Source organism: Flavobacterium sp. Leaf82 (genome assembly GCF_001422725.1).
Taxonomy (GTDB): Bacteria; Bacteroidota; Bacteroidia; order Flavobacteriales; family Flavobacteriaceae; genus Flavobacterium.
On record NZ_LMMA01000034.1, the window covers coordinates 90,873 to 102,593 of the forward strand.

Below are 11,721 nucleotides of genomic sequence, written 5' to 3' on the forward strand. Positions count from 1 at the left end.
ATAAACTTTCAGATTATTTATCTGGAGATAATTAATTTTAACATTATATGAATGCAAAGAAAATCATTACTTTCTTTAGTTTATTTTTTTTAAGTGTTTTATTTCTTGTTTACCTGAACGCAAGAGGAGAAAATAGAAAAAATTATCATTTTGTAATTACTAAAATTATCGAAGGAGCAAAAGGAGATATAATTGTTAGCAATGCTGATAATGAATTTCGTTTTGCAAATTTTAATTCTTATAAAATAGATGTTGAAAAAGAAGATAGTTTAGTGAAAAAGGCTTTTTCAAAAAACGTTTTTATTTACAGAAAAAATGAAAAGACAGATAAATATAATTTAGTATTAATGTTAAATGAATCAGGAACATTTCCGATAGATTGGCAGTAAGAGCTTTTTCTCAATAAATAAAAATAAGTTTTAGCTAATATTGAAAGCTCACTTCAGTATCGTGATTACAATTTATAAAAAGTATTCTTAGTGTAACTTTGTGAATTCTTTGACAATCTCTGTTATACATTATAACAGAAGTTTTGCTTAACTTGAAACTTTAAACTTGAGACAAAAACAACTAAAAATATGGATTTCAGGCTAAAAGTATTTTACACCGTTGCACTTCGCTTAAACTTTACTAAAGCGGCAACAGAATTATATATTTCGCAGCCAGCGGTTTCTAAACACATTCAGGAACTCGAAGAAACCTATAAAACCAAACTTTTTGAACGAAATGGTTCTAAAATCGCTTTAACTCCAGCCGGAGAAATTCTGCTAAAACATACCAAAAACATCTTCGAAATTTATCGCGAAATAGATTTTGATATGAGTTCATTTATTAATGAACGTCAGGGATTATTAAGGTTAGGAGCAAGTACAACGATTTCTCAATATATTATTTCGCCTGTTTTGGCACGTTTTCATCAAAAGCAAAAAGATATTAAAGTCAATTTGCTAAACGGAAATACAGAACAAATCGAAAATGCTTTACTCAATAAAGAAATCGAAATAGGAATTGTAGAAGGACAATCTAAAAATCAATCCATAAAATACATTCCGTTTTTAAAAGATGAATTAGTTTTGGTTTGCAATACTAAAAATCCTTTAGTAAAACAAAACGAGATTTCATTAGAAGATTTTAAGACAATGAAATTCATTACTCGGGAACGAGGATCAGGAACACTTGAAGTTATAGAATTTGCTTTAAAACAAATCTATGTAAAAATTACCGATCTTCAAATCGAAATGCAATTAGGATCTACAGAAAGCATAAAATCTTATTTGCTAAATTCTGATTGTTTCGCATTTATGTCCATACATGCTGTAGATAAGGAATTGAAAAATAATGAATTGGCAGTTTTAGATGTTCAGAATTTATCGATAGAAAGATACTTTTATATCATCACATTATTAGGCAAATCAGATTCTTTGTCAGAACTTTTTATTCAGAATATTTCTTCTTACTATAACTTAGGGTTATAGTCGATCGTTTTTTACAATTGGTGAATATGATATAAAGGCCAGACCTTTGTAATGAAATATCAAATTCATTATTTTGAAAACAAAGCAACATTCATCCGTACATTTATTAGAAGTTAACCTTTATATCCAGCAGTCATTTTTTGCTTTAATAGTTGTATTGTGTTTGTTTTCTATCATTTCACCGCCAATTGCATTATTACTGGGCGTTATAATGGTGAACGTTTTTGGAAATCCATTTGTCGAATTCAATAATAAAGCCATCACTTATTTATTACAATTTTCTGTTGTAGGTTTAGGATTTGGTATGAATGCAGCAAGTGCCATTTCGGCTGGTAAAGAAGGTTTTTTGCTAACAATATTCTCGATTTTCAGTACTTTAATATTAGGTACATTTTTAGGAAAATGGTTAAAGACCGATAAAAAAACATCGCACTTGATATCATGCGGAACAGCTATTTGCGGCGGAAGTGCCATTGCAGCCATTTCTCCGATAATTAAATCAAACGAAAATCAAACTTCAATAGCTTTAGGGGTTATTTTTATTCTTAATTCTATCGCGTTATTTGTTTTTCCTTTTATTGGTCATCAACTTGATTTATCCCAGAAAGATTTTGGCTTATGGTGCGCGATTGCCATTCATGATACCAGTTCAGTTGTGGGCGCAGCAAATAAATACGGAGCCGAAGCTTTGCAAATTGCAACAACCGTAAAACTAGCCAGAGCATTATGGATTATTCCAATCTCACTTTTAACAGCATTTTTTTTCAAAAATAAATCACAAAATAAGGGAGCAAAAATTAAAATCCCTTACTTCATTGGGCTATTTATTCTGGCAATGCTTTTGAACACTTATGTACCTGCAACCGCTTTAGTGGCACAAAATATTGTTGGTATTGCTAAAATTGGTTTAACAATAACGCTGTTTTTAATAGGAGCAACATTAAATATCAGTACCGTAAAATCAGTAGGAGTGAAGCCTTTACTACAAGGTGTTATGCTCTGGATATTTATTGCTGCTTTAGGTTTGGCTTCAATTTTATATCTTAATTAAAAAAATAAGATTTTCTCTATTTTACGTTTGAAAATTTCACTGTGGGTTTACCAACAATGCTGTAATGTTTTCCTTTAAATGAAAAACGTCTTTCAATCACAAAATTAAATTGCTTTTTGGTTTTGGCCATTGTAGCAATTTCGCTTGGTAAATCTACTTCATAGTCATCTTCAGTACCTTTTGCTTTTTTATAGGAACCTGTTGTTGTAATAATAAAATCACGGAAAAACTTCTTGTTATTGTCATTAGCCACAGTGTATACACTTGACCAATCTGAACTGCTGCTATTAAAAAGGCTATAATAATCTACTTCCATCAAAGGTTGGTATTTTCCATCAAAACCAACAAGAAGATAAAGGTATCCGGAATATGGAGCACCGCCGCCGCCATTTGCATGAACAAGAGTTAAAGCATATTGATCTTCGCCAATTTGCACTAATTTGGGTACAGGAGATTGTGCAAAAGAACCAAAAGCCTGAATAGCAGGTTGAAAAGATTTCATTTCCCAGTTATTCTCATTTTTTACAAATTTAGCAATGCTTAAAAGACCGCCCGTAAATCTGCTTGTTTGCAATCCATCTTCGTCATAAACAGAATGATTGAAAACCAGAAACTTAAATTGATTTCCTTTTGAATCTGAGTAATCAATATTAGTAAGCAATCTTGTGGCAACACCTTGAGTATAGGGAAACAATTGATCTCCTTCTTCGCCATTCGAGTCAACATATGCAACAGGTTTGCAGCTTTTACATTTCCAGCTCACAAAAGTATTATGATCTGACATAGTATATAATTTACCCGGAAACAGCTTTTGCATTGTTTTTAAAGCATCAAAAGGATTTTTTACCAGTAATTGTCTTTTAGTGTTTAAAATAGTATCACTAACATTTTTTAATTGTACAATATCATCCTGAGCAAAGCAAACAGAAGAAAATAATAAGAAAAGAACACTTAAATAAATAGGGCGCATAAATTTAAAATTTAGAATAAAAAACAAAACGAATTTACAAAGAAACTTTTAATTTGAACTTATATCATTAACAGGGTTTAAAAATTAAAAGAAATTAAAATATCACAATATTCATTGGTATTGTTTTGAATTATGCTTAAATAAAATAAATTTGCACCTCAAACTAATTACAAATGAAAAACTTTAAAATGAAACCAATGCTAATTGCAATATTCGCATCAGCAATTGGTTTTTTGACATTATCCTGGGGAATTGTTGGTCACGAACGTATTAATAAAGCTGCCGTTATGGCTTTGCCTCAATCGCTACAGGTGTTTTTTTACAATCATATCGATTTTATTACACAGGAAGCTTCTGTACCAGATATCCGTAAGTATGCTTTAAACTATAAAGACGAAAATCCAAGACATTATTTTGACATGGAAAATTTTGGAGCAGTAGACAGTATTCCGCAAACTATGGAAGCGGCGAAGAAAAAATACGATGCTAAATTCCTGAATGACAACGGAATTTTACCTTGGTATATTGAAGAAATGATGGTGAAATTAACGAAAGCTTTTAAAGATAAAAACAGAGCCGAAATCTTGTTTCTTGCTGCAGATTTAGGTCATTATATTGGTGACGCACATATGCCATTGCATACTTCTGCTAATCATGATGGTCAATTAAGCGACCAAAAAGGAATTCATTCGCTTTGGGAAAGCAGACTTCCGGAGTTATTTGCTAAAAATTACAAGTTAAATGTTCCGCAAGCGCAATATTATGCAGATGTTCATAAAGCAACATGGGATATGATTAATGATACGCATAGTTTAGCTAAGCCATTATTAGACATTGATAAAAAGCTTAGAACTGCTACTCCTGAAGCTAAGGTTTTTAAAATGGATGCTGACGGAAAAGTATTAAAAAGTAAATACAATACAGCTCTTTTCTCTGATGAGTATGCTAAAAAACTACATGAAGAGTTAAACGGAATGGTTGAAAGCCAAATGAAAAAAGCGATTACTGCTACAGCAAGTTTTTGGTATACTGCCTGGGTAAATGCTGGAAAACCAGATTTAAGCGACTTAGATGCATCAGCGGTTACACAAAGAAACTACCAGTCTTTACGTGATGATTTACAATTATTTCAACAAGGAAACTTATTCGGAATAAAGAATCAAAATGACTAGATAGATTTTCTGTCTCTTACAGATTTAAATAAAAAAAAGCCTCATATTCATTTGAATTTGAGGCTTTTTTAGTTAGCTTATTTGATAAGTCTACTTTTGATATTTCTTATGTTTTAACATATCTGAAGCGGTTTGGTAAAAAGAAATCGTTTCATTTACTAAATCTGTTCGTTCAGCTTTCATACATTTTTCGTTGTAATCAATCTGATATTCAGGCGCAATTCCTTCTTTTGTTTCTAATTTCAGTTTAAATTGCTTTACTTGTTGTTTAGGCGATAAAATCGTTAGAACATTGTCTTTTATTAAGCCAAGATCCTGATAAGTAGCAATAAAAGCCCTAGGCTTATAATCAGCTTTTAAAACATCCTCACCAAAAAACTTACTTTTATAATTAAAATGAAGCAAACCAAAAAGCGTAGGCATAAGATCAATTTGCGACATTAGCTGATTGTATTTTGCAGGTTTAAAACCGGGACTATATATAAAAGCAGGGATTCTGTATTTATCTAACGGAAGTTGCGTCTTTCCAGCACTCGAAGCACAATGATCAGCAACAATTACAAACACAGTATTTTTGAACCAAGGTTGTTTACCAGCCATTGCAAAGAATTTTTTCAAGGAATAATCCGTGTATTTTACACCACCTTCACGAGATTTAATATCACCCGGAATATCAATTTTATTATTTGGGTACGTAAAAGGCCTGTGATTACTAACCGTCATAATATGATTAAAAAATGGTTTGTTTTCTTTCGCCTCCGTGTTCATAACCTTTATAGCCTTGTTGTACATATCTTCATCACAAACTCCCCATACATTTGAAAAAGTAATTTCCTCAGGAGTAAAGCTAGATTTATCTACAATATCGTAACCATTTCCAGAGTAGAAATCCTGCATATTATCAAAAAAAGCATCTCCGCCATACATGAATTTTACATTATAACCCTTTTGATTAAAAATTAAGCCTGTCGAAAATTTATTTTTATTGTCTTCCCTTTTTACCACACTTTCACCCGCTGTTGGAGGCAGGCATAAAGTTACCGCTTCAAGTCCGCGAACAGTTCTGTTTCCCGCAGCATAAAGATTAGTAAACTGAATGCTTTTTTGTGCTAAACTATCCAGAAACGGAGTAATATTTTGCTGGTTTCCGTACATTTTCATGTATTCTGCACTTAAACTTTCAATAGTAATTAGAACAACATTCTTATGATTTTCAAGAGAATCACTTGAAATAATGTGGCTTGTATTTTTTCCGGAAATAGATGGAAATTGCTGTTTTAAAATAGAATATGCTTTTTCAGACGGTAATGTTTTGTAAAATTTAAAATAATCAAGTTTGTTATTCTCAAAAGCCAAATAAAATTTATACAATCCGTTAGCTTGCAGTTCGTTTACAAAAATATTTTTAGAATTTTCAGTTTTTCCAAAAGCAGGTATTGCCGCCAGGGAAACTAGAAATAAAAGAATATAGATTCCGGTAATTTTTATTTTTTCATTAAAATTCGGAATCTCATCAATATATCTTCTGGAGCCCTTCAGAATAAAATAAGTCACAATTCCGGTTACTAAAAATAAAGCAGAAAATAAAGGAATTACAGGATATGACTGCATAATATTCCCGATAACTTCATTTGTATAAATTAAATAATTTACAGCGATAAAATTGTATTTAACACCAAACTCATTCCAAAAGAAATACTCACTTAAACCATTTTGAAGAATCAGTAAAACATACAAGAACATTACAAAAGCAAATAACCAATACCTGATTTTGTCCCTTAATTTAGGTACAAAAAGAAAAATAGAAAAAAGTACTGTTTTAATACCAATAAAAATCAAAACAATTCTGGGTAAAGCGCCGCCATATTCATCCAGAATACTTTTCCCTGATGCCACATACAATAATAAAGCCACAAGAAATCCCAGAATAATATAACCGGATGGTTTGTTGTATTTAGAATTTGAAATAAAAATTAAATAAAGCCATAAAAAGATACTTGCAATGACAAAAACAAAAAAGTCAGAAATAAATCCTATGCAAAAGATTTTGAGGCTTTCAAGAATAGTGAATGAACTTTGCGTTATCGGGTGAAAAAACAAAACAATTCGCAATAGAAAACTTACAATAAAATAGAATAAAGCAAGATTGTAAAAAGGAGAAAGTTTTTTGTAAAAGACCATGAAATTATTTTTTCACAAAATTAATTCTGATAAATTAGTTCCTGATGAAGTTATGCTTTTACCTTGCTTAGTGTAAACTTAAAGTTTACTTAAGATGCTATTGTTTTCGCTATTCTAATGGTTTTAAGCGATTTCTGAAAGGTAAAATATCTATCTTTGAGTGATAAAAACGAGATATAATCATAATTAGAAAACGCAGATGCATATTTTAATAGTTGAAGATGAGTTAGGTATTGTTCAGTTTTTGCAACAAGGTCTGCAAGAAGAAGGTTACCAGATTACAACGGCAAATGATGGATCAAAAGGTTTTGAATTAGTTCAGAATCAAAAATTTGATTTGATTTTATTAGATTGGATGCTTCCCAAAATTAATGGTCTGGATTTATGCAAAGCCATTAGGGTTAAGGATCAGAAAACGCCAATTATTTTTTTGACCGCAAAAGATACAGTTCAAGAAACGATTGAAGGTCTAAAAGCCGGTGCGAATGATTACATCAAAAAGCCTTTTAGTTTTGAAGAATTGGTAGAACGGATTAAAATTCATTTTAGAAATCAAAAAGGTTCAGAAATTCTGACATTAGGAACTATAAAAATGGATTTATCTAAACATATTGTCCTGAAAAATGAAGAAGAAATAGCACTCACACAACGCGAATTTGAATTATTGACCTACTTAATAAAAAATAAAGGAAAAGTATGTACAAGAAATCAGATTTTAAAAGATGTCTGGGAGATTAATTTTGAATACGATACAGGTGTAATTGATGTTTTTATGAATGCAATTCGAAAAAAACTCAATCTAAAAATTGAAGAAGATTATATTAAAACAATTCGCGGTATTGGTTATATCGCTAACGACTTATAAATGGCACAGCTTTCCTTTAAAAATAGAATTGCCCTAAACTATATTATTACTACCGGTTTGCTGATTGCAGCAGTTTTTTCGGTTATATATTCTATTGTAAAACATACCGTTTACAGCCATATTGACGAAAATATCAAAGTCGAAATTCAAAACCATCTCGATGAAATCAAAGAAGTAGGGAACAAGATTATCCTTATTGATGAAGAAGAATGGAAAGAGCGTGAACACAATACAGTAGATGTAAACCCTGTATTTGTTGAATTTCTCGATGTAAACAAGAAAATTATAGAAAAAGCGCCCAATCTAAAAACTGAAACACTTGAATTTAATGATTCTGTAGAAGATTTTGAATTATTTGATACAAAAATGGGCGATCATGCCATCAGGCAAATTCAGGTTCCGCTTCATGTTAGAAACAAAAATATAGGATATGTAATTGTAGCGATGTCCCTTGCTGATTCAACAATGGTTTTAAACAACTTGTTTGATATCATGTGTTTGTCCTTTTTGGGAATTTTAATATTGTTGTTTTTTATAGCCCGTTTTTTTGCAGGAAGAAGTATAAAACCTATAAATGCAATAATCAATACTTCAAAAATTATCACCAAGGATAATTTGAAAACGCGAATTGAACTGCCCAAAACACGTGATGAATTATACACACTTTCTAAAACGATAAATAATTTATTAAACCGAATTGAAGACGCAATCGAACGCGAAAAACAGTTTACATCTGATGCTTCTCACGAGTTACGAACGCCACTTACAGTTATCAAAGGAACACTTGAAGTTTTAATTCGTAAACCTCGTGATAATAAAGAGTATGAAGAAAAAATAAACTATTGTATAAATGAAGTAGATCATTTGAATATGTTAGTCGATCAGCTTCTTTTAATGGCACGTTTCGAAAATCAGAAAAAGAATATTGTTACAGAATCGGTTTATTTAAATGCGCTAATTTTAGATGTTTTAAAGTTAAATTCTGATAAAATAAACAATCGAAAAATCAATATTAAATTTGATGCGGAAAAAGATTATTATACAAAATCAGATACTTTTTTAGTCGTTACAATTTTAAGAAATATTATTTCTAACGCAATTAAATATACAAACGACGGTGGAGAAGTTGCTATTTTAATTGCAGAAGAAAACGGTAAAATAATCTGCAAAATTTCAGATACCGGAATCGGAATTGCCAAAGATGATTTAGTTACTATTTTGAATCCATTTTTTAGATCAAATTCAACAGATCATCCAGAAATTAAAGGAACCGGATTAGGTTTGTCTATTGTAAAAAGAATTACAGAACTGCTTCATATTAAGTTTAAGATTGATAGCGAGATAGGAGTAGGAACAACCGTAATTTTGAGTTTTAATGATAATATGCAATCGTTATCGTAAATAGAAAAAACCAAATGAAATTGCCGCACAAACTTTTTTTTAACAATAAATAATCTTTAAGTTAAATTAAAAATTGCTTTTTTATGAAATTAACTATTATATTTGCAATCGAATCAAAGAATTAAAAACAAACCAAGTCATGATTTCTATTCAATTACATCGTCATCATTTTCATTATTGCTCTCAAGCGATGTGTTAATGGTATGCATGTAAATCATCATATTTTAAAACCCGTTTGAGTACATCAAACGGGTTTTTTTATTCCTATTCTTTGTACTCAAACTATTAATCCAAGAAAAACTAAAAAAATGAGTACGTTAAAAATTGCAATTCAAAAATCAGGTCGTTTAAACGAAGACAGCATTCAAATTCTAAAAGATTGCGGTATTTCGATCAACAACGGAAACGATCAGCTAAAAGCAGAAGCTTCAAATTTTCCTTTAGAAGTTTTGTACCTGAGAAATTCAGATATTCCACAATATTTAATTGATGGAGTAGTAGATCTTGCTATTGTTGGAGACAATTTATTAGTAGAAAAAGGAAAGCATATTGAAGTAATTCAGAAATTAGGATTTTCTAAATGCAAGGTTTCTGTTGCTGTTCCTAAAACGTTCGAATACAATTCGATACAAGATCTTGCAGGTTTGCGTATTGCGACTTCATATCCAAATACAGTTAACGAATATTTCGATTCTTTCGGGTTAAAAGTTGATATTCACCAAATTTCTGGTTCTGTAGAAATTGCACCAAACATTGGTCTTGCAGATGCTATTGTAGATATTGTTTCCAGCGGAAGCACTTTATTCAAAAATAATTTAAGAGAAGTTGAAGTAATCCTGAAAAGTGAAGCAGTTTTAGCCGTATCACCAAAAGTATCTCCGGAAATTCAAAAGCATATTGATACGCTAAAATTCAGAATTCAGTCAGTTTTAAGAGCCAGAAACTCAAAATATATACTGATGAATGTACCAAACGACAAAATCGACGAAATAGGTAAGATTTTACCGGTTTTAAGAAGTTTAACCGTTTTGCCATTGGCTCAGGAAGGCTGGAGCAGCGTACACTCCGTAATCGATAAAGACACTTTTTGGGACGTAATCGACAAATTAAAAGAAGCCGGAGCCGAAGGAATTTTAGTTTGCCCAATCGAAAAAATGGTTCTTTAATGCGCTTTGCGCGCTTTAGGCAATAAGCTTTAAGCTTTACGCCAAAAAAATACAAAGTTACTAAAGCTTAAGGCCTATGGCTTATAGCATAAAGCATTAAAAAAAAATGAATAAAATAGACAATCCAAAACCAGAAACCTGGTCAGATATATTAAAAAGACCTACCAAAACTATTGATGATATCGAAGTTACGGTAAAAGAAATCTTTAAAGAAGTACAGAAAAAAGGAGATGAAGCTGTTGCAAAATATACCTCAATTTTCGACGGAATTTCTTTGGATAATTATGAGGTTACAACGACAGAAATTGAAGAAGCGGTAAATTCGATTTCTAGTGAATTAAAAGATGCGATTCAGTTGGCAAAAGCTAATATTTTAAAATTTCACACTGCGCAAAAAACAGATAGAATTTCAGTAGAAACCATTGAAGGTGTTAATTGCTGGCAGGAAAAAAGACCAATTAAAAAAATTGGTTTGTATATTCCGGGAGGAACTGCGCCTTTATTTTCAACAGTTCTAATGTTGGCCGTTCCTGCGGAAATTGCAGGTTGTAAAGAAATCGTTTTGTGTTCACCACCGGATAAAACCGGAAAAATAAATCCGGCGATTTTATATGCTGCTAATTTATGTGGCGTAACAAAAATATTGAAAGTGGGCGGAATACAGGCAATTGCCGGAATGACGTTCGGCACAAAATCAATCCCGAAAGTGTATAAAATTTTTGGACCGGGAAATCAGTTTGTAACGGTAGCAAAGCAATTGGCAACTCAGTTTGGAGTAGCAATCGATATGCCGGCAGGACCTTCAGAACTATTAGTTGTGGCTGATGATACTGCGGTTCCGGCATTTGTAGCTTCAGATTTATTATCACAGGCAGAACACGGAACTGATAGTCAGGTTATTTTAGTTTCGACTTCGAAAAAATTGATTGATGCTGTAGAAAAAGAAATTCAAATTCAGGTTGAAGAACTTCCAAGAAAAGAAATTGCTAAAAAAGCGATTGAAAATTCGAAATTAATCTACGTTGAAAACGATCAGATTGCTTTGGAATTAATTAACGAATATGGACCGGAACATTTTATTATCTGTTCAGAATTTGATGATTTTTATTGCAACGGAATCGTAAATGCAGGTTCGGTTTTTATTGGAAATTATACGCCTGAAAGTGCCGGAGATTATGCTTCTGGGACAAACCATACGTTACCAACAAACGGTTATGCCAAAAATTATAGTGGCGTAAATCTCGATAGTTTTATGAAATCAATGACTTTTCAGAAAATATCCGAAAAAGGAATTCAAAACATTGGTCGCGCCATTGAAATTATGGCTGAAGCCGAAGGATTACAAGCGCATAAAAATGCCGTTACTTTGAGATTGATGAGTTTAGAGTAGAGAAAATAGAACATAGAGTAAAGAGCCAAGAAGCAAGATTTATGGGATTA

General features: G+C 31.6%; 10 protein-coding genes. 8 read left to right on the plus strand and 2 right to left on the minus strand.

The window, feature by feature from the left end; translation table 11 throughout:
• Positions 1 to 47 precede the first annotated feature (47 nt).
• From ASF10_RS20090 to ASF10_RS20100, 3 genes are all read left to right on the plus strand, one after another.
• A complete protein-coding gene (locus ASF10_RS20090; RefSeq protein WP_056253265.1) occupies positions 48 to 389 on the plus strand; it encodes a hypothetical protein in 342 nt (113 codons plus the stop codon).
• A gap of 189 nt (positions 390 to 578) precedes the next feature.
• Entirely contained in the window at positions 579 to 1,475 is an 897-nt protein-coding gene (locus ASF10_RS20095) for a LysR family transcriptional regulator (RefSeq protein WP_056253269.1), read from the plus strand.
• A gap of 73 nt (positions 1,476 to 1,548) precedes the next feature.
• The gene (locus ASF10_RS20100; RefSeq protein WP_056253270.1) at positions 1,549 to 2,526 is read left to right on the plus strand and encodes a YeiH family protein; all 978 of its coding nucleotides are present in this window, start codon (positions 1,549 to 1,551) and stop codon (positions 2,524 to 2,526) included.
• A 16-nt stretch (positions 2,527 to 2,542) separates the two neighbouring features.
• On the opposite strand, the gene ASF10_RS20105 is transcribed toward ASF10_RS20100, so the two are convergent.
• The gene (locus ASF10_RS20105; RefSeq protein WP_056253274.1) at positions 2,543 to 3,496 is read right to left on the minus strand and encodes a hypothetical protein; all 954 of its coding nucleotides are present in this window, start codon (positions 3,494 to 3,496) and stop codon (positions 2,543 to 2,545) included.
• A gap of 173 nt (positions 3,497 to 3,669) precedes the next feature.
• Between ASF10_RS20105 and ASF10_RS20110 the strand changes: the two genes are divergently transcribed.
• Positions 3,670 to 4,668: a zinc dependent phospholipase C family protein gene (locus tag ASF10_RS20110; RefSeq protein WP_056253277.1), complete on the plus strand. Its 999-nt coding sequence runs from the start codon at positions 3,670 to 3,672 to the stop codon at positions 4,666 to 4,668.
• Between the two features lie 90 nt (positions 4,669 to 4,758).
• Here the strand turns inward: ASF10_RS20110 and ASF10_RS20115 are convergent, their stop codons facing one another.
• Complete coding sequence (locus tag ASF10_RS20115) at positions 4,759 to 6,849, minus strand: LTA synthase family protein (RefSeq protein ID WP_056253279.1); 2,091 nt, start codon at positions 6,847 to 6,849, stop codon at positions 4,759 to 4,761.
• A 199-nt stretch (positions 6,850 to 7,048) separates the two neighbouring features.
• Here ASF10_RS20115 and ASF10_RS20120 point away from each other — a divergent pair, with 199 nt between their 5' ends.
• From ASF10_RS20120 to hisD, 4 genes are all read left to right on the plus strand, one after another.
• Entirely contained in the window at positions 7,049 to 7,714 is a 666-nt protein-coding gene (locus tag ASF10_RS20120) for a response regulator transcription factor (RefSeq protein ID WP_056253282.1), read from the plus strand.
• On the plus strand, positions 7,715 to 9,115 hold the full coding sequence (locus ASF10_RS20125; protein WP_056253285.1) for a sensor histidine kinase: 1,401 nt from the start codon (positions 7,715 to 7,717) through the stop codon (positions 9,113 to 9,115).
• A 308-nt stretch (positions 9,116 to 9,423) separates the two neighbouring features.
• Positions 9,424 to 10,281, plus strand: coding sequence for an ATP phosphoribosyltransferase (hisG, locus tag ASF10_RS20130; RefSeq protein WP_056253288.1), 858 nt, complete (start codon positions 9,424 to 9,426; stop codon positions 10,279 to 10,281).
• A 106-nt stretch (positions 10,282 to 10,387) separates the two neighbouring features.
• Complete coding sequence (hisD, locus tag ASF10_RS20135; protein WP_056253290.1) at positions 10,388 to 11,671, plus strand: histidinol dehydrogenase; 1,284 nt, start codon at positions 10,388 to 10,390, stop codon at positions 11,669 to 11,671.
• Positions 11,672 to 11,721 lie beyond the last annotated feature (50 nt).

Coding starts and splice junctions, on each gene's coding strand:
- ASF10_RS20095 (WP_056253269.1), top strand. CDS start 579: ATGGATTTCAGGCTAAAAGTATTTTACACCGTTGCACTTCGCTTAAAC.
- ASF10_RS20125 (WP_056253285.1), top strand. CDS start 7,715: ATGGCACAGCTTTCCTTTAAAAATAGAATTGCCCTAAACTATATTATT.
- ASF10_RS20115 (WP_056253279.1), bottom strand. CDS start 6,849: ATGGTCTTTTACAAAAAACTTTCTCCTTTTTACAATCTTGCTTTATTC.
- hisD (WP_056253290.1), top strand. CDS start 10,388: ATGAATAAAATAGACAATCCAAAACCAGAAACCTGGTCAGATATATTA.
- ASF10_RS20110 (WP_056253277.1), top strand. CDS start 3,670: ATGAAAAACTTTAAAATGAAACCAATGCTAATTGCAATATTCGCATCA.
- ASF10_RS20090 (WP_056253265.1), top strand. CDS start 48: ATGAATGCAAAGAAAATCATTACTTTCTTTAGTTTATTTTTTTTAAGT.
- hisG (WP_056253288.1), top strand. CDS start 9,424: ATGAGTACGTTAAAAATTGCAATTCAAAAATCAGGTCGTTTAAACGAA.
- ASF10_RS20120 (WP_056253282.1), top strand. CDS start 7,049: ATGCATATTTTAATAGTTGAAGATGAGTTAGGTATTGTTCAGTTTTTG.
- ASF10_RS20105 (WP_056253274.1), bottom strand. CDS start 3,496: ATGCGCCCTATTTATTTAAGTGTTCTTTTCTTATTATTTTCTTCTGTT.